This is a genomic window from Pseudomonas sp. Colony2 (genome assembly GCF_019382755.1).
In the GTDB taxonomy this organism is placed as follows: domain Bacteria; phylum Pseudomonadota; class Gammaproteobacteria; order Pseudomonadales; family Pseudomonadaceae; genus Aquipseudomonas.
The window spans coordinates 3,912,943-3,929,793 of record NZ_CP080030.1; the positions used below are offsets into that span (position 1 = coordinate 3,912,943).

18 protein-coding genes are annotated in these 16,851 nt (G+C 61.6%); 10 read left to right on the forward strand and 8 right to left on the reverse strand.

Going from position 1 to position 16,851, the window contains the following annotated elements; all coding sequences use genetic code 11:
- Together JV201_RS15335 and JV201_RS15340 are read right to left on the reverse strand one after the other, a co-directional pair.
- A partial coding sequence (locus tag JV201_RS15335) for a magnesium transporter CorA family protein (RefSeq protein WP_219405659.1) occupies positions 1–920 on the reverse strand: 920 nt, incomplete at its 3' end.
- 6 nt (positions 921–926) lie between these two features.
- Positions 927–2,513, reverse strand: coding sequence for a RimK family protein (locus JV201_RS15340; protein ID WP_003215278.1), 1,587 nt, complete (start codon positions 2,511–2,513; stop codon positions 927–929).
- Positions 2,514–2,607: 94 nt separating this feature from the next.
- Between JV201_RS15340 and JV201_RS15345 the strand changes: the two genes are divergently transcribed.
- Complete coding sequence (locus JV201_RS15345) at positions 2,608–3,708, forward strand: GNAT family N-acetyltransferase/peptidase C39 family protein (protein WP_003215276.1); 1,101 nt, start codon at positions 2,608–2,610, stop codon at positions 3,706–3,708.
- Here the strand turns inward: JV201_RS15345 and sfnG are convergent.
- A complete protein-coding gene (sfnG, locus tag JV201_RS15350; RefSeq protein ID WP_087692696.1) occupies positions 3,692–4,783 on the reverse strand; it encodes a dimethylsulfone monooxygenase SfnG in 1,092 nt (363 codons plus the stop codon). The two genes, JV201_RS15345 and sfnG, sit on opposite strands and share 17 nt — an antisense overlap.
- Before the next feature lie 263 nt (positions 4,784–5,046).
- Between sfnG and JV201_RS15355 the strand changes: the two genes are divergently transcribed.
- The gene (locus JV201_RS15355; protein ID WP_219405660.1) at positions 5,047–6,282 is read left to right on the forward strand and encodes an acyl-CoA dehydrogenase family protein; all 1,236 of its coding nucleotides are present in this window, start codon (positions 5,047–5,049) and stop codon (positions 6,280–6,282) included.
- Here JV201_RS15355 and JV201_RS15360 read toward each other — a convergent pair.
- Together JV201_RS15360 and JV201_RS15365 are read right to left on the reverse strand one after the other, a co-directional pair.
- Positions 6,279–7,064, reverse strand: coding sequence for a sulfite exporter TauE/SafE family protein (locus JV201_RS15360; protein WP_219405661.1), 786 nt, complete (start codon positions 7,062–7,064; stop codon positions 6,279–6,281). The genes JV201_RS15355 and JV201_RS15360 overlap by 4 nt on opposite strands.
- Positions 7,065–7,146: 82 nt before the next feature.
- Positions 7,147–7,926 carry a class I SAM-dependent methyltransferase gene (locus JV201_RS15365; RefSeq protein ID WP_087692698.1) on the reverse strand — a complete coding sequence of 260 codons (780 nt, stop codon included), beginning with the start codon at positions 7,924–7,926 and terminating at the stop codon, positions 7,147–7,149.
- A 137-nt stretch (positions 7,927–8,063) separates the two neighbouring features.
- Here JV201_RS15365 and JV201_RS15370 point away from each other — a divergent pair, with 137 nt between their 5' ends.
- From JV201_RS15370 to JV201_RS15390, 5 genes are all read left to right on the forward strand, one after another.
- Entirely contained in the window at positions 8,064–8,585 is a 522-nt protein-coding gene (locus JV201_RS15370) for a DUF3455 domain-containing protein (RefSeq protein WP_219405662.1), read from the forward strand.
- Between the two features lie 70 nt (positions 8,586–8,655).
- On the forward strand, positions 8,656–9,183 hold the full coding sequence (locus JV201_RS15375) for a sigma-70 family RNA polymerase sigma factor (RefSeq protein WP_219405663.1): 528 nt from the start codon (positions 8,656–8,658) through the stop codon (positions 9,181–9,183).
- A complete protein-coding gene (locus JV201_RS15380; RefSeq protein ID WP_219405664.1) occupies positions 9,180–9,863 on the forward strand; it encodes an anti-sigma factor domain-containing protein in 684 nt (227 codons plus the stop codon). The genes JV201_RS15375 and JV201_RS15380 overlap by 4 nt, the downstream gene beginning before the upstream one ends.
- A gap of 114 nt (positions 9,864–9,977) precedes the next feature.
- On the forward strand, positions 9,978–11,231 hold the full coding sequence (locus JV201_RS15385; RefSeq protein WP_219405665.1) for a chloride channel protein: 1,254 nt from the start codon (positions 9,978–9,980) through the stop codon (positions 11,229–11,231).
- A gap of 87 nt (positions 11,232–11,318) precedes the next feature.
- The gene (locus JV201_RS15390) at positions 11,319–11,873 is read left to right on the forward strand and encodes a UPF0149 family protein (RefSeq protein WP_219405666.1); all 555 of its coding nucleotides are present in this window, start codon (positions 11,319–11,321) and stop codon (positions 11,871–11,873) included.
- A 133-nt stretch (positions 11,874–12,006) separates the two neighbouring features.
- Here JV201_RS15390 and JV201_RS15395 read toward each other — a convergent pair whose 3' ends face one another.
- Entirely contained in the window at positions 12,007–12,636 is a 630-nt protein-coding gene (locus tag JV201_RS15395; RefSeq protein ID WP_177117397.1) for a lytic polysaccharide monooxygenase auxiliary activity family 9 protein, read from the reverse strand.
- A gap of 212 nt (positions 12,637–12,848) precedes the next feature.
- Positions 12,849–13,202 (reverse strand): DUF1428 domain-containing protein, encoded by a 354-nt coding sequence (locus JV201_RS15400; RefSeq protein ID WP_177019822.1) that lies wholly within the window; start codon positions 13,200–13,202, stop codon positions 12,849–12,851.
- A 174-nt stretch (positions 13,203–13,376) separates the two neighbouring features.
- On the opposite strand from JV201_RS15400, the gene JV201_RS15405 reads away from it, so the two are divergent.
- The 3 genes from JV201_RS15405 to JV201_RS15415 all read left to right on the forward strand — a co-directional run bounded on the left by JV201_RS15405 (position 13,377) and on the right by JV201_RS15415 (position 15,956).
- Complete coding sequence (locus JV201_RS15405) at positions 13,377–14,177, forward strand: isocitrate lyase/phosphoenolpyruvate mutase family protein (protein WP_134326716.1); 801 nt, start codon at positions 13,377–13,379, stop codon at positions 14,175–14,177.
- Positions 14,178–14,277: 100 nt separating this feature from the next.
- On the forward strand, positions 14,278–15,534 hold the full coding sequence (gene aroA, locus JV201_RS15410) for a 3-phosphoshikimate 1-carboxyvinyltransferase (RefSeq protein WP_219405667.1): 1,257 nt from the start codon (positions 14,278–14,280) through the stop codon (positions 15,532–15,534).
- Between the two features lie 32 nt (positions 15,535–15,566).
- Complete coding sequence (locus JV201_RS15415; protein ID WP_219405668.1) at positions 15,567–15,956, forward strand: hypothetical protein; 390 nt, start codon at positions 15,567–15,569, stop codon at positions 15,954–15,956.
- A 528-nt stretch (positions 15,957–16,484) separates the two neighbouring features.
- Here the strand turns inward: JV201_RS15415 and JV201_RS15420 are convergent.
- On the reverse strand, positions 16,485–16,703 hold the full coding sequence (locus tag JV201_RS15420) for a hypothetical protein (RefSeq protein ID WP_219405669.1): 219 nt from the start codon (positions 16,701–16,703) through the stop codon (positions 16,485–16,487).
- Positions 16,704–16,851: the final 148 nt, after the last annotated feature.

Sequence of the window (16,851 nt, forward strand, 5' to 3'; positions counted from 1 at the left end):
CCCGCAATCCGCTTCAACCCCAGCACCATCAACCCCGCCCCGAGTCCCATCGCGGCCATGAACAACGGGTACGAAATCCACCACGGCGTGCCCGCCGTCATCATGCTGAACTCCGACATCCCGCCCACGCTGGCGATCAGGTTCAACGGCAGGAACACCACGTTGATCAGCGTCAGCTTGCGCAGCAGGTTGTTCATGCTGTTGTTCATCAGGTTGCCCCGGGCGTCGATCAGCCCGGAGAACACGTTGGAGTAAATCTCCGCCTGCTTGTAGCACTGGTTGTTCTCGATAATCAGGTCATCGATCAGGCCCAGTGTTTCAGCGCTGAAATGTTCCTTTTCCCCATGGTTGCGCAGGCGCGTCAGCACCGCGCCGTTGCTGTGCAGGGCGTTGATGTAATAGATCAGGCTTTCGCTGAGGTTGAACATCTGCATCAGGTGGCGATTGCTCATCGATGCATTGAACTGCTGCTGCAGTTCCCGGGCGACCATCTTGATTACCTTGAGGTGGCCCAGGTAGTGATGGATGTTGTTGAGCAGCAAGTCCAGCAACACATCCAGCGGCGTGCGCAATGGCCGGCGCGCACCCAGCCCGGAAAGCTGGCTGTCGTCGGTGGCGATCACCAAGAGTTGGTCCCCGGAAAACAGCAGGCCGCAGGACGCCACTTCAAACACCAGGTTGCCGCCGCCCGAATAGTTCTCCGGGCGCTTCCAGATCAGGAACAGGTTATCGGGGTGGAACTCGATGCGCGACACTTCGTCCGGGTCCAGCGCCGAGGCCAGGGCGTGTTCATCGAGCTTGTAGCAGTCGCGCAGGTACTTGCGCTCGTGGGGGTCCGGATTGCTGAACAGCAGGATATTCCCGCTATCGCCCAGGGTGTTGTAAAGCTTGCCCTCGGATAACTCAAAGCGCTGGATCATCGCGCGTCACCACACCTGGCCTTGACGCTTCAACTCCAGGCGTCGTACGAACTCCTCCAGGACCAGGGAATACAAGTCGTCTTGCAGGTAGGCATCTTCGATGCCGGCGTCCATGTTGGGGTTGTCGTTGACCTCGATCACCACCACCTTGTCGCCGGATTGCTTGAGGTCTACGCCGTAAAGGCCGTCGCCGATCAGGTTGGCGGTTTTTACCGCCAGTTCCACCACCGCCTTGGGGGCTTCGTGGACCGCCAGGGTACGGCACTCGCCGTTGATGTCCTGGCCGATGGCCTTGTGGTTGTAGATCTGCCAATGGCCCTTGGACATGAAGTACTGGCAGGCAAAGATCGGTTTGCGGTTGAGGACGCCGATGCGCCAGTCGTACTCGGTGTAGAAAAATTCCTGGGCCAGCAGCAATACGGAATGCTCGAACAGTTCGGCAGTGGCGGTCAGCAGCGCTTGCTGGCTTTCGACCTTGATCACGCCGCGGGAGAAACACCCGTCGGGAATCTTCAGCACCAGCGGGAAGCCGAGGCGCTCACCCACCCGTTCGAAATCTTCGGGTCGCTCCTTGTAGAGAATTTCGGTGGCGGGCATGCCCAGTTGATGGCTTTTCAGCAGGTCCGTAAGGTAGACCTTGTTGGTACAGCGCAGGATCGAGGCCGGGTCGTCCATCACCACCAGCCCTTCGCTCTCGGCCTTTTTCGCGAAGCGGTAGGTGTGGTTGTCGACACTGGTGGTCTCGCGGATCAGCAGGGCGTCGTATTCGGCCAGGCGGGCGTAGTCCTTGCGTTCGATCAGCTCCACGTCGATGCCGAGCCCCTTGCCGACCCGGACGAAATTTTCCAGGGCGCGGGCATTGGACGGCGGCAGTTGTTCCTGCGGGTCGTGCAGGATCGCCAGGTCATAGCGGGCCAGACGGCGGGAGCGCGGTTGACGCCAGATCTTGCGGCTGAAGTTGTCCAGGGCATTCGCGAATTGGTCTTCCTGGTCATCACGCAACTTGTGCAATACGCCAGACTTGATGCCTTCGATGTGCCAGCCGTTATTCTTGCGAAACTCAACTAACAGGATCGGGCAGGGAAACGCTTCAAACAATTGGCGGGCCAGATCCTGCAAGGGTTCAATATTGGTCCGACCAAAGTAAAGTGTCAGGGTAAAGCCTTCGGTGTTGCTGTAGAGATGATGACTCAAGGCTTTATCGAGGGTTTTATCGAGGTCATCCAGGGCCAGGCCGTACAGGGACTTTTTCGTCAGTTCGCTGATGGTGCGCACCGACGGAATCACCTTGTGCCCCCGCGCCTCGGCCAGCAGCGAGCAGTAATAGCCGTGCCCCAGGTACTTGTAGCTGCGGCACAGGTTGATCACCTGCACGCGCTTGCCCGTCTCGTTTTCCCGGGTTTGCTCAAGGTATTCCTGGGCGGTGACGATGTCTTCGCTGGGGAAGTACGAGGCCCAGTCTTCCTTGCGCTCGACAATGATCACGACTTGACTTGCACTTTTGGGAGGGCTGGAAAAATAACCGTTGGAAGTTATTGTCGCCGCCACTGTTTGCTCGGATACTTCACGCCAATGACCTTGTACCGCTGACATATTGATTGATCCGCTTTAGAGAACTAGACCTTTTCTATTAAGCACGATCTTTTAGAGAAGTCCCGTTTCGTTACGCAACTTTTACGGCGGTCACATGGCTCTTTCCTTTCGCGTTGCAACACCCGATGACGTGCCTGCATTGGTGGCTTTGGAACAGCACTGTTTCACCACGGACCGGCTCTCCACCCGCAGCTTCCAGTGGATGGTCAGTCGCGCCCACGGGCAACTGCTGGTGGCAGAAAAACACGGCGAATTGCTGGGCTACGCCCTGGTGTTGTTCCATCGTGGCACCTCGCTGGCGCGCCTGTACTCCATCGCCATCGCCGAGTCTTCCCGGGGCCTGGGCCTGGGCAAACAACTGCTGACGCGCATCGAAGCCTGTGCGGTGGAGCATGACTGCGCCTACCTGCGCCTGGAAGTGCGTACCGACAACCCCGGCGCCATCGCCCTGTATGAGCGCAACGGCTACCGGCGCTTTGCCCTGGTCAACGACTACTACGAAGACCACGCCCCGGCCCTGCGCCTGGAGAAACGCATCCTCCAGCACCAGGACGCGCGCGCCTTGAGCGTGCCCTATTACCAGCAAACCACCGACTTCACCTGCGGCGCCGCCAGCCTGCTGATGGCCATGGGTGCCCTGGAACCTGCGCGGGTGGCCCAGCGCCGGGAAGAACTGCAGATCTGGCGCGAGGCAACCACCGTGTTCATGACCGCCGGCCATGGCGGCTGCAGCCCCCAGGGTTTGGCGCTGGCCGCCTGGCGCCGGGGCTTTCGGGTGCGCATGCAGGTCAATGTCAGCGGGCCGTTGTTTCTCGACGGGGTGCGTGATCAGCATAAAAAAGACGTCATGCGTTTGGTGCATGACGCCTTCGAGGAAGAGTTGGCCTTGAGCGACGTTGAGCAAGTGCTCGGCGGCCCGCTGGATTTACCCCAGGTGCTGCGCGAAGGCGGCCAGCCGCTGGTGTTGATCAGCAGCTACCGCCTGACCCGCTCCAAGTCGCCCCACTGGGTAATCGTCACCGACTGCGACGAAGACTTCGTGTACCTGCACGACCCGGACGTGGATCACAGCCAGCACCGCCAGCCCATGGACTGCCAGCATCTGCCGGTCAGCCATGGGGAGTTCGAGCGAATGTGCCGGTTCGGCAATAACAAATTGCGGGCAGCGGTGGTGGTGTTCAGGCGACTTGCTTGATCCCGGCCTTGGCTTCCAGTTCGCGCACCAGCGGTAATACACGCTTGCCGAAGTATTCCACTTCTTCCTGAAAGTGCAGGAAGCCGGCCAGTACCAGGTCCACGCCGACCGCCTTCAAGGCGACGATGCGCTCGGCGATCTGCTGCGGGGTGCCGATCAGGTTGGTCTTGAAGCCGTCGTTGTATTGCACCAGATCCTCGAAGGTCGACTTGGCCCAGTTGCCCTCACCTTCCGGTGACGCCTTGCCCGCCTGTTTCGCCGCATCGCCAAACGCGTTGACGGCTTCCGGGTCGGCCTGCTCGATGATTTGCGCGAGCACGGCGCGGGCTTCTTCCTCGGTGTCGCGGGCGATCACAAAGGCGTTGACGCCGACTTTCACCGAGTGATTGTTGGCAGCCGCCTTGGCGCGAATATCATCGACCTGGGCCTTGATGCCTTCCGGGGTATTGCCGTTGGTGAAGTACCAGTCCGATACCCGTGCCGCCATGTCCCGCGCGGCCCGCGAACTGCCGCCCTGAAAGATTTCCGGGTGGGGCTCGCCCAGTGGCTTGGGCTTGAGGCTGTAGTTGTCGAAGCGGTAGAAATCACCCCGGAAGGTGAAGTTGTCCTGGGTCCAGATGCCTTTCAGGGCGCGGATGAATTCCTCGGAGCGGCGATAACGCTCGTCGTGCTCCAGCCAGTGTTCGCCGATGGCCTGGAACTCGCCCTTGAACCAGCCGCTGACGATATTGACGGCAACGCGGCCGTTGGTGAGTTGGTCGATGGTTGCCAGTTGCTTGGCCGCCAGCGCAGGTTGCCAGGGGCCGGGCAAGATTGCCGCGATCACCTTGAGCTTGGTGGTGGCCGCCAGCAACGCGTGGCTGAACGCGACCGACTCATGCTGGTATTCGGCGCCATAACCGGCGGTGAAACGAATCTGTGTCAGGGCGTATTCAAAGCCGGCTTCTTCAGCCAACTGCGCCAGCTTGCGGTTGTAGTCGATGCCCCAGTGGGTGCGCTGTTCGATCTTGCTGACCACCAGCCCCCCGCTGACGTTGGGCACCCAGTAGGCAAATTTGACGGCTTGCTGACTCATTGGACTGTACCTCGCGGATTGGCATGTACGAGGTGTGGAGCAGCAACTGTGCCAGTGGGCGTGAGAGGCCCGCACTACCGGCCTTCGAGCGCGGAAACAGGCGAAAAGCAGCCTGCTCCGAGCTGTCATGGATTGCAGCGGTTTGTCGTTTTGCTGTTGCAGGAACAACAGTTGAATCGGCACCCGTCCCGTAAATACGTGCCTTCGCGCCCGGCATGGACCGTGCAATAGCTCACCTATCTCACTGCCCAGGAACCGTCCCCATGACCGAACATCACGTGATCAATCCACTGTCCACCGGCGTCGATTATCACGCCCTGGCCGAACGCTTCCGGCCGATTTTCCAGCGCATCGCCGAGGGTGCCGTAGAGCGCGAACAAACCCGCGCCCTGCCCTACGAGCCGATCCAATGGCTCAAGCAAGCCGGCTTTGGCGCCGTGCGCGTCCCGGTGGAATACGGCGGTGGCGGCGCCTCCCTGCCCCAGCTATTCGAACTGCTGATCGAACTGGCCGAAGCCGACTCCAACGTGCCCCAGGCCCTGCGCGGGCACTTCGCGTTTGCCGAAGACCGCCTGAATGCCGCCCCCGGCGCGGCGCGAGACCTCTGGTTCAAACGCTTTGTCGACGGTGACATCGTGGGCTGCGCCTGGACCGAAATCGGCAGCGTGGCCATCGGCAATGTCGTCACTAAAGTCAGCCCCGACGGCGACAAATGGAAACTCAACGGTGAAAAGTTCTACAGCACCGGCAGCCTGTTTTCCGACTGGATCGACGTCTACGCCCAACGCAGCGACACCGGCGCCGACGTGATTGCCGCCACCCGCACCCGCCAGCCCGGTGTGGTGCAAAGCGATGACTGGGACGGCTTTGGCCAGCGCACCACCGGCAGCGGCACCTCGCGCTTTACCGATGCGGTGGTGGAGGCGGAAAACGTCATCGACTTTGCCACGCGCTTCAAATACCAGACTGCGTTCTATCAGTTGGTGCTGCTCGCCACCCTGGCCGGCATCGGTCGCGCCGCCCTCAAGGACGTGGCGCATCAGGTACGCAGCCGCAAGCGGATCTACAGCCACGGCAATGCCGCCCATGTGAGCCAGGATTCGCAGATTCAACAGGTGGTGGGCGAAGTCGCGGCGCTGGTCTACGCCGCCGAAGCCAGTGCGCTGAAGGCCACCGTCCCGGCGCAACGGGCTTATGTGGCGCGGTTCGGTGGGGACGATGCCGTGGAGCGCGAAGCCAATGTGACCGCCGAAATCGAATCAGCCACGGCGCAGGTGGTGGTCTCGGAACTGATCCAGCGCGCCACCACTGAACTGTTCAACGCACTGGGGGCTTCGGATGTGCGCCAGGGCAAAGCCCTCGACCGGCACTGGCGCAACGCCCGCACCGTGTCGTCCCACAACCCGGTGATCTACAAGGCGCGGATTGTCGGCGACTGGGTGATCAACCGCACCGAGCCGCCGTTTGTGTGGCAGATCGGCAATGGGCCGGCGCGTTAAAACGCCAGCTTGAAGCCGATCATCACCAGCATGAACGCCAGGCAAGGACGCAATATCCCGTCCGGGACCTTGCCGGCCATGTGGCTGCCGACATAAATCCCCGGCAGCGAGCCCAGCAACAGGAAGCCCAGCAGGGTCCAGTCCATGTTGCCCATGCTGGCGTGGCCGAGGCCGGCGACCAGGGTCAGCGGCACGGCGTGGGCGATTTCGGTACCCACCAGGCGCTTGGTGGCCAGGAACGGGTACAGGATAAACAGCGCCACCGTGCCCAGGGCACCGGCGCCGATGGAGGTCAGGGCCACCATGGTGCCGAGGGCAGCGCCGGTGATGATGGTCAGCGCATTGAGGTTGCGCGGCGCCATCTTGTAGTCGTCGCCGGCATGCCGCTGGGCAAAGGCCAACAGCTTGTTCTTGAACAGGATCGCCGTGGCCGTCAGCAGCAAGACCACGCCCAGAGACTGCTTGATCACCGCGTTCAAGGCGGCGGGGTCGGTGTCCAGGCTCTTGAGAAACCACAAGGTCAGCAACACGGCGGGCACGCTGCCCAGGGTCAGCCAGCCGGTGATGGTCCAGTCGATGTTGCGATTCTTGCTGTGGACCAGCACCCCGCCGGACTTGGTGATGGCGGCGTACAACAGGTCGGTGCCCACGGCGGTGGCCGGGTTGATGCCGAACCAGAGCAGGATCGGCGTCATCAACGAGCCCCCGCCTACACCGGTCATTCCCACGATAAATCCAACAATCAGGCCAGCAATCGAGAAACCAAAATTACCTACATCCATTACCACTACCTGCGGCCTTATAAAATTCTGGCCGCAGCATAGCGATTTTTCTTATAACTACTTATATCAAAACGATCTGACTTTATGCCTTTCTGGTCAGCCGCTGGCTGCGATAAGCCTGGGTCTGGTACGGAAACGCAACCGTCTCACGGCCGCGCAAGGCCGGATGCGTGTTGATCAGCGACTGCAACTGCTCAGTCACCTGCGCCTTTTCTGCCGGTGGCAATGCGGCGATAAAGCTCACGGAAAGGAAGCGGTCCATGATCACTTCCTGGGGGCTGCCGACATGGCTGTAGGGGAAGCAGGTCATTTCGGGGGCGGAAAAATACTCGCCGGTAAAGGCCTCGCGCCAACGTCCGGTATGAAAGCGCGGTGTGTCGCCCTCGTAGGGCGTGATGATTTCGGTGATGGCCGCGACCCAGTCCACCGACTCATCCCGCACATTCCAGATCAACCCAAGGCGACCGTCCGGCTTGAGCACCCGGTGAATTTCCGCCAGGGCCGCTTCCGTGGAAAACCAATGGAACGCCTGGGCACACACCAGGGCATCAGCGGTGGCCGCCTCCAGGGGGATGGCTTCAGCGGTGCCCGACAGCAGGCGCACCTGGGGCAGCAGTTTGTGCAACTGCGCCCCCATTGCCTCCACCGGCTCCACTGCGATCAACGTCGGCGCCACGGTGCTGAGCAAGCGGGTGAACTTGCCGGTGCCGGCGCCCAGGTCGATGACCGTGGAGTGGGGATTGATCTGCAGGGCGTCGGTGAGCCAACCCGTGAGTTGCCGTGGATAGTCCGGCCGGCCTTGGGCGTACGTGACGGCCTGAGTAGAGAAACCCTGTTGAGCAGACTTGTGAACACCGGTCATCGTCAATCTCTCCTCTGGTAGTGCGGGGGCCCACAGTGTGCGCCCTTGAAGATTTATTTTCTAATCGCTGCATCCGTTTGCGCGTGCCGTGGGTAGTACAGGTAGCAGCGCCTTGCTGCCCTTATGGAGAGACACCGATGAACGCCAAAGCCCTGTTCTGCGTGACCTGCCTGTTCGCCGCTGCACCGACTGCCTTTGCCCAGACCGGTTTACCCGACAGCATCAAGGTGCCGGACGGCCACAAGGTGACCATGGAAACCACCGGAGTCGGCGAAATCACCTACGAATGCCGGGACAAGGCCAATGCTGCCGGCCAGACCGAATGGTTTTTCGTCGGGCCCAAGGCGGTGCTCAATGACCGCAGCGGCCAGCAGGTCGGTAGCTACTTCGGCCCGCCGGCCACCTGGCAGGCCAAGGATGGTTCGAAAGTCACCGGCACCCAGTTGGCCGTGGCGCCGTCCAGCCCTGGCAGCCTGCCTTATCAACTGGTCAAGGCCAACCCCGCCGAAGGCAAGGGCGCGATGAGTGGCGTCGCGTATATCCAGCGGGTGGCCCTCAAGGGCGGCGTGGCGCCAGGCACGGAATGCACGGCGGCCAACAAGGGCAAGCAGGAAGTGGTCAAGTACCAGGCCGACTACATCTTCTGGGCGGCCAACTGACCAGATTCGTCTACGCTGCTGCCAAAGCGCCCCGGGCTCACCGCCGGGGCCTCCACCTGGAAACCTGTCTTTGCCTGAAGCCGATTTTGACTATCAAGCCTGCCTGCTGGCCTGCGCCCGTGGCGAACAACCGGCCTTGCGCCGGCTGTATCAACAGGAAAGCAGCCGGCTGCTGGGGGTCGCGTTGCGCATCGTGCGTGACAAGGCGGTGGCCGAAGATATCGTGCATGACGCCTTCATCAAGATCTGGAACGGCGCGGCCAGTTTTGACCCGCACAGAGGCTCGGCCCGCAGCTGGGTATACAGCGTGACCCGGCACCTGGCGCTAAATGCCGTGCGCAGCAATGGACGCGAAGTGCCCCTCAGCGAAGAGCATGAAAGCGCAGCGCCCACCGACACCTTCGACTATCAGGCGCACTCGGGACGGATCTACAACTGCCTCGAACAACTCGACCCGGCCCGCCGCAACTGCATCCTGCATGCGTATGTAGACGGTTATTCCCACAGCGAAATCGCGCACAAACTCGGCACCCCGCTGGGTACCGTGAAAGCGTGGATCAAACGCAGCCTCGCGGCATTGCGTGAGTGCATGGCATGAACAGCATCGACGAACTGGCCAGCGAATATGTGCTGGGCACCTTGCCCACCGAGCAACGCGCCGAGGTGGAACAGCGCCTGGCAACCGATGCCGACTTGCGTGCGGCTGTGGACGCCTGGGAACAGCGCCTGCTGCCATTGACCGAACAGGCCCCGCCTGCAACGCCTTCGGTGTATTTATGGCGACGCATCGAGCGCAGCCTGGGGCATTCAGCCACCCGGGGCTCGCCGGCCTCATGGTGGGACAGGCTGGCATTGTGGCGCGGACTGGCCGGTGCCGGCATCGCGGCGAGCCTGGTATTGGCGACACTGCTGTTGACCCGTACGGCCGCCATCAACCCGACCGCTTATGTGGTGGTGCTGGTAGCCCCGCAAAACCAGGCGCCGGGCTGGGTGATCCAGGCGAGCAATACTCAGGAAATCCAGTTGATTCCACTGGGCATCATGGAAGTACCGGCAGACAAGACGCTGCAGTTCTGGACCAAGGGCGAAGACTGGCAAGGCCCGGTGTCGCTGGGCTTGGTCAAGCCCGGGCAAACGTTGTCGGTGCCCCTGGACAAACTCCCGCCACTGGCGCCGAACCAGCTGTTTGAGCTGACCCTGGAAAATCCCGGCGGATCGAAAACCGGCAAGCCGACAGGTCCGATTCAGGCAATTGGCCGGGCGGTTAAAGTAATCTGAACGTAATGCAATGTTGTGGAAGGCCAGTTCGCGCATGTGCATTACATCTCGGGGCTATGGCGTCACCATTGCGCTATAGAATCGGGCTCGGAAACCCGGCTCCCTGGACCCTTCATGCCCTCAAAAACCCGTTCGCTGCTGATTCTCGCACTCGTCGTCATCTTCACCGGCATCGGCGCCGGCCTGGGCGGCATGCTCCTCGCCTTGCTGCTGCACGGCATCCAGCACCTGGCCTACGGCTACAGCCTCGACAGCCTGATCAGCCATGAGACCTTTTTGCTCGGCGTCACCGCCGCCGCGCCCGAACGCCGGGTGTTGGTGCTGATCACCTGTGGCCTGGTGGCCGGTGTGGGCTGGTGGTTGATCTACCGCTATGGCCGGCCACTGGTGAGCATCAAGCAGGCGGTCTCGGCCCAGGCGCCGATCATGCCGCCCAAGACCACCCTCGCCCACGCGGTGCTGCAAATCATCACTGTGGCCCTCGGCTCGCCATTGGGCCGTGAAGTGGCGCCACGGGAAGTCGGCGCGCTGGCCGCCACCTGGTTGTCACAGCGGGCACGACTGGCGCCGGACATGCACCGGCTGATCGTCGCCTGCGGTGCGGGCGCCGGGCTGGCGGCGGTGTACAACGTGCCGTTGGGCGGCGCGGTGTTTGTGCTCGAAGTGTTGGTGGGTGTGTTCAGTTGGCCGGCGGCAGTGATTGCGTTGGCCACCTCGGCCATCGGTGCATCGGTGGCCTGGATTGGCTTGGGCGCAGAGGCGCAATACGTGGTGCCGCACTTTGTGCTCAGCCCTGGCTTGATCGCCTGGGCGCTGGCCTGCGGGCCGGTGTTTGGCCTGGCCGCCTACGGATTCACCCGCCTGACCGGCGCGGCCCGCAGCAACGCCGCCCGTGGCTGGCGGTTGCCGGTGCTGTCGTTGATCAACTTCACAATCATCGGGGGCCTGGCGATTTTCCTGCCGCAGATCCTCGGCAACGGCAAGGGCCCGGCGCAACTGGGCTTTGACAATGAGCTGACCATCAGCCTCGCCGCGGTGCTGCTGGTGGTCAAGGTACTGATCACCGCCAGCAGCCTGCGCGCCGGTGCCGAAGGCGGTTTGCTGACCCCGGCGCTGGCCAACGGCGCCCTGCTCGCGATCATCCTCGGCGGCGCCTGGAGCCTGCTGTGGCCCGGCGTGCCGCTGGGGGCTTTCGCGATCATCGGTGCGGCGGCGTTCCTGGCATCGAGCATGAGCATGCCGCTGACGGCGATCGTGCTGGTGGCGGAATTCACCCGCATCGACCATGACTTCCTGGTGCCGATCATCCTCGCGGTGGCAGGTTCGATGTGCATGAGCAAGCTGTGCGTCCTGTGGGAAAAGCGCTGAAGAAGCTGGATTAAAACCCCGACACGCGCCATCCTCCGCGCTTTAAGCCGCCCCATCAGCGGCGTTCCACGCACAAAGGATATGCCCATGCACGACCAACCCCTCGCCCCCGCCGATTTCGAGTTCATCGACGACACCCTGCTCAAGTACGGCGACGACCATTCGGTGCTGAACCTGGCCGAGCTCGACGGTTACTTCACCGCCCTGGTTTCAAGCCCCGCGCAGGTGGAGGTTGCCGAATGGTTCCCCGGTATCTTTGGTGGGCAGAACCCGGATTGGGAAAGCCCGGAAGAAGCCGGGCAGTTCCTTGAACTGTGCGTGCGCCATATGAACGCCATTGCCACGCAACTGGCGACCGACGTCCAGGGTTTCAAGGCACGTTTCGAGGAAACCGAGCATCAGGACCAGCCACTGACCCTGGCGGAAGAATGGTGCTTTGGTTATATCCGTGGCGCCGCTATCGGCAACTGGCCAGAGCTGCCTGCCGAACAGGCCGGGCAACTGGAAAAGATTTCCTGGTGCGCCGAGCAGGACAACTTTGAACTGCCGGCAGACCTGGATGTAAATGCCCATCAGCAACGGGTAGCCGCTATCGAACCGGCCGCCCGTGCGTTGCACGACTACTGGTTGGCCCAGCGCTGAACGCAACACCTGTGGCGAGGGAGCTTGCTCCCGCTGGGGTGCGAAGCGCCCCCGATTTTTAGGGCTGCTCCGCAGCCCAGCGGGAGCAAGCTCCCTCGCCACATTTATGTTGTTCCTCCGGGTTCAGTTGCCGCTAGTTGAAATCGACGTCAAACGCCTGATAGAACGCATTGCCAGTGTTGGCCACGATCCACATCAACACCAGCACATGCCGGCCCTTCTTGCCCTTGGGCAATGTCACTTGATGCTCGACCTTGGCCTTCAATTCTGCCGAGTGCTGGTAATACGGCACCTGGGTGTAGAAATCCTCGAAGAAAGGCTTGGCCTCCAGTTGAGCACGGCTGATGCGCTGCTTGGGGTCCCAACCGTCCTTGGTGATCAACCAGCGATAGCCACGGGTCACGTGCGCGGCGGTGTAAGCCCACTGCACCTTGAATACCTGGCCGGCTTCAACATTCAACAACGGCCAGTTAAACGGGGTGTTGAGCTTCTTACCCATTTCTTCGTCGGTGAAGTTCACGCAGTCGCGGGCATCGGTCTTGCCGCCGCTGAGGATGTGCCCGTCGGCGGGGGGCGTGACGCTCTGATCGTCAGTTTCGTAAGGTGCCGGAAACGGGCCGGCGTTGAGGGCCGGGAAGTTCTTGCCGCCTTCCATTTCGTTGACTTGCCAGTTTTCCAGCAGGCCACGCTCTACCGCCACCGAGCCACGACTGGCGGGTGTCACGACGCGACCATGCCTGAGTTGAGTCTGGGGTTTGTTCATTTCAGTCACTCCTTGATTGAAGACTTCCCCTCATGGGAAGCGCCTTGAACTTAGCCCACCTCGCCGGGTTGTCTACCCGACGTTTCTGTCAGACAAATCGCGTCAAGTCCTTGTTTTGCAGAGTTTTCGCACTGGTCTTGCACCAGAGTTATCGTCGGTCCTACCCTGCGACAGGCGATCGGACTACAGCCGCCGTCCATGAACGCCTGGCCTCAGGTGTTGAGGATCATCTCAAATCCGCCATAGATCATCCGTTGCCCATCAAACGGCATCGGATTGACGTCTGCCTTCAGGCGCGGGTCTTCCATCACCTTGCTCATCCCGGCGTCACGCACCTGCCGCGACGGCCAGACGATCCAGGAAAACACCACGGTTTCATCCTCCTTGAGCTTGACCGCCATGGGAAACGAGGTCACCTGCCCCTGGGGCACGTCATCGCCCCAGCACTCGATGATATTCAGCGCACCGTGTTCCTTGAACACTACGGCGGCGGCCTTGGCATGCTGGATGAATTGTTCGCGGTTTGCGGTGGGCACCGCGATCACACAGCCATCTACGTAAGACATGATCACTCTCCTGATTCGACGGGTTGTTCTGCCTGTAGTCGATCCATCAGGCGCTCAATCGACATCAACGTGGGAAATGTCGACCAGTGGTGTGTTATCGATTGCGATGCCGGGCCGATTCTTGATATGACAGGCGCCTTCAACAATAAAGCCCACTCAAAGGACTGACCCGCCATGACCGCCCACGCCACCGCCTTCCACGCCCTGCACCACGCCCAATTGCTGATCCTGCCCAACGTTGCCGATGCCGGCGGTGCGCGCCTGGTGGCGCAACTGGGCAGCCAGGCCGTCGCCACCAGCAGCGCCGCAGTCGCCTGGACCCATGGCTACAAGGACGGCAATCAACTGCCTCTGCCGTTGCTGGTGAGCACCGTGCAGTCCATCGCCCGCGTCATCGATGTGCCGCTGAGCGTGGACATCGAGGCCGGTTATTCCGACGACCCGGAGCACGTGGGCCGGGTGATCAAGGCGGTGATCGACGCCGGTGCCGTCGGGATTAACATCGAGGACGGTGCCGGCACGCCTGAACTGCTGGCCCGCAAGATCGAAGTCGCCCGTCGTGTGGCGGACAACTGTGGCGTGAAGCTGTTTATCAATGCCCGCAGCGACGTGTATTTGAAAGGATTGGCCCCGGAGCCACAGCGCCTTGAAGAACTCCTCAAGCGCGCCGCGTTGTACCAGGGCGCAGGCGCCGACGGGCTGTTTGCCGCCGGCATCCACCTGGAGCACGAAATCCAGCAGCTCTGCCAGGCGACCAACTTGCCAGTCAACGTGCTGGCCTGGGCCGGCCTGCCCGCGCCCGAGACGCTGCAAGCCTTGGGCGTACGCCGCCTCACGGCCGGCTCGAGCATCGCCGAATTCCTGTATGGCGCCATGCACAGCCTGGCCGAAGGCTTCCTGCGTACCGGGCAACTGGATACGCACGCGCTCAAGGCGTTCACCTATGGCGACATGAATGGCCGCATGGCGCCATAACCCGCGACTCTCAACGATCCCCGCTCGACAACGGTAGCGTGTTTGGCCGATTATTCGTGTCCGCCAAACGCCACCCGCCTTGAAGCAGGAGCCTTGTACCTTGAGTTCGCAGAAAACCGTGACCGTTACACCGCCCAACTTTCCATTGAACGGCAAGGTAGCGCCCCCCGGCTCCAAATCCATTACCAACCGTGCCTTGCTGCTGGCGGCCCTGGCCAAGGGCACCAGTCGCTTGAGCGGCGCGCTGAAAAGCGATGACACTCGCCACATGTCGGTGGCCCTGCGGCAGATGGGCGTGGTGATCGATGAACCGGACGACACCACCTTCGTCGTCACCAGCATTGGCAAGCTGCAATTGCCGGCGCAACCGTTGTTTCTCGGCAACGCCGGCACCGCGATGCGCTTTCTCACTGCCGCCGTGGCCACCGTGCAAGGCACCGTGGTGCTGGACGGCGACGCCTACATGCAAAAACGCCCGATCGGCCCGCTGCTCGCGACCCTCGGCCAGAATGGCATCAAGGTCGACAGCCCTACCGGCTGCCCACCCGTAACCGTCCACGGCACCGGCCGCGTGCAGGCCAAGCGTTTCGAGATCGACGGCGGCCTGTCGAGCCAGTACGTGTCGGCACTGTTGATGCTGGCGGCGTGCGGCGAAGCGCCGATTGAAGTGGCGCTGACCGGCAAGGACATCGGCGCCCGTGGCTACGTCGACCTGACCCTGGACTGCATGCGCGCCTTCGGTGCCCAGGTGGACATCGTCGATGAAAGCACCTGGCGCGTGGCCCCCACCGGCTACACCGCCCACGACTACCTGATCGAGCCTGACGCTTCCGCTGCCACCTATCTGTGGGCCGCCGAAGTGCTGACCGGTGGCCGCATCGACCTCGGTGTCGCCCCGCAGGATTTCACCCAGCCCGACGCCAAGGCCCAGGCAGTGATCGCGCAATTTCCGCAGATGCAGCCGGTGGTCATTGGCTCGCAGATGCAGGATGCCATTCCAACCCTCGCCGTACTGGCCGCGTTCAACAACACGCCGGTACGCTTCACCGAACTGGCCAACCTGCGGGTCAAGGAATGTGACCGGGTGCAGGCCCTGCATGACGGCCTGAATGAAATCCGTCCGGGCCTGGCGACCATTGAAGGTGATGATTTGCTGGTGGCCAGCGATCCGGCCCTGGCGGGCACCACGTGCAACGCGCTGATCGACACCCACGCCGACCACCGCATCGCSATGTGCTTTGCCYTGGCGGGCYTGAAGGTCTCGGGGATCAGGATCCAGGACCCGGACTGCGTCGSCAAGACCTATCCCGAGTACTGGAAAGAGCTGGAAAGCCTTGGGGTTCATCTGACCTGKTAAGCCAACGGCGCCGGTAACGGGAGGGAGACTKCATGACGATTCGCCAACCCTGCCCACCCGGCGCCTGCGACTGCAATCGCGAGCAACTGCTCGACCTTCCCGGCGCCGATGCGCGCATCCTGCACCTGACCCGCCAGGAAGAAAAACGCCTGCTCGAACGCCTCGAAAACCTGCAAAGCCTGCCCGACCTTGAGCGCATGCAACAGCTGATGTACCAGCAACTGGGCATTCGCGTGCATGTCGCGCMSGGKCATACKGAAGTSAARASSATGCGCGGGATTCAGATCGTTATCSATGACWTGCCGGGGTTGTGTCGCAAGACCCGGCAGTCGATTCCGGCGGCGATYCGYAAGGGCATGGAGAAGCGGCCGGAGATTGCGTATCGGTTGCTGGATGCCCATGACTTGTTTCGCGAGGGTTGAGGGCCGCGTTCCATTTGCGGCGGTTGTCTCGCTTGAGCCTGCGGGCCTGTTTGTATTCGAGGCGAGCCTGGGCCATCTCCTGAGTACGCGGGGGCCGAAAACCGGCTTTGTAACGCTTGCGTTCGTGACGAAGTAGAACGAGTTCTGCGCGCATTTGGCGGTGGCGGTCGGTATTGAGCAGGTAGAGGCTTAACAGCGGGAACAGCAGCCCCGTTATGTAGATAAAAGGATGTGGCTGATAGCTGTAGCTGAACAGCACAATGAAAAAACTCATCACACAACTGCCTGCCAGTATCCAGATGCCCCAGGCGCGACCTCGGAGGATAAGAAAGTTGCCCGCTGACAAGATAATGGAGGCGATGCCCACATCCAGTCCCATGTAACTACGATAAGCAGGCACGCCTCGCATGTAGGTACTTCCCATCAATGACCCCGCTGCCGCAAGAGCAAAAAGCGCAAACATAAAAGCACAGATGAAAACCGGGAAATAGTGAGCCATAAAAGCTCTAGGGGAATTTCTCAGTTCCATTATTCAAACTCTTCATATAGGCCGATGGCCAGTGTCCGGATATTCCCGGAGACGCCGCTGCCTATGACACTCATGGTTGCACCCACCCCTGCCCCCACAATCGCCGGATCGGCATCGATCGCGGCAAACAACCGGTTCAGGTCGATACTGCCTTCGATCCGTTCGCGGGTGGTGCGATGGGCCGCGGGAAAGCCGTCTTTCAAGACGCTGGAAGTCATTCCTTTACTCCTGGATTGCACAAGAACGCAGAGAGTAAGAGTGATCCGCTTAAAAAATTGTCGGAAAACTCCTCTTTTCCAGACAGGCACTTCCCGATCACATCTCCATACCTTGTGGGCAATCATTCCAGTTGGAAAAGTACGCCCG

Excerpts from the sequence above, each read along its gene's own strand:
- JV201_RS15340 (WP_003215278.1), bottom strand. The coding sequence starts at position 2,513 with ATGTCAGCGGTACAAGGTCATTGGCGTGAAGTATCCGAGCAAACAGTG.
- JV201_RS15345 (WP_003215276.1), top strand. The coding sequence starts at position 2,608 with ATGGCTCTTTCCTTTCGCGTTGCAACACCCGATGACGTGCCTGCATTG.
- sfnG (WP_087692696.1), bottom strand. The coding sequence starts at position 4,783 with ATGAGTCAGCAAGCCGTCAAATTTGCCTACTGGGTGCCCAACGTCAGC.
- JV201_RS15355 (WP_219405660.1), top strand. The coding sequence starts at position 5,047 with ATGACCGAACATCACGTGATCAATCCACTGTCCACCGGCGTCGATTAT.
- JV201_RS15360 (WP_219405661.1), bottom strand. The coding sequence starts at position 7,064 with ATGGATGTAGGTAATTTTGGTTTCTCGATTGCTGGCCTGATTGTTGGA.
- JV201_RS15365 (WP_087692698.1), bottom strand. The coding sequence starts at position 7,926 with ATGACCGGTGTTCACAAGTCTGCTCAACAGGGTTTCTCTACTCAGGCC.
- JV201_RS15370 (WP_219405662.1), top strand. The coding sequence starts at position 8,064 with ATGAACGCCAAAGCCCTGTTCTGCGTGACCTGCCTGTTCGCCGCTGCA.
- JV201_RS15380 (WP_219405664.1), top strand. The coding sequence starts at position 9,180 with ATGAACAGCATCGACGAACTGGCCAGCGAATATGTGCTGGGCACCTTG.
- JV201_RS15385 (WP_219405665.1), top strand. The coding sequence starts at position 9,978 with ATGCCCTCAAAAACCCGTTCGCTGCTGATTCTCGCACTCGTCGTCATC.
- JV201_RS15390 (WP_219405666.1), top strand. The coding sequence starts at position 11,319 with ATGCACGACCAACCCCTCGCCCCCGCCGATTTCGAGTTCATCGACGAC.
- JV201_RS15395 (WP_177117397.1), bottom strand. The coding sequence starts at position 12,636 with ATGAACAAACCCCAGACTCAACTCAGGCATGGTCGCGTCGTGACACCC.
- JV201_RS15400 (WP_177019822.1), bottom strand. The coding sequence starts at position 13,202 with ATGTCTTACGTAGATGGCTGTGTGATCGCGGTGCCCACCGCAAACCGC.
- JV201_RS15405 (WP_134326716.1), top strand. The coding sequence starts at position 13,377 with ATGACCGCCCACGCCACCGCCTTCCACGCCCTGCACCACGCCCAATTG.
- JV201_RS15420 (WP_219405669.1), bottom strand. The coding sequence starts at position 16,703 with ATGACTTCCAGCGTCTTGAAAGACGGCTTTCCCGCGGCCCATCGCACC.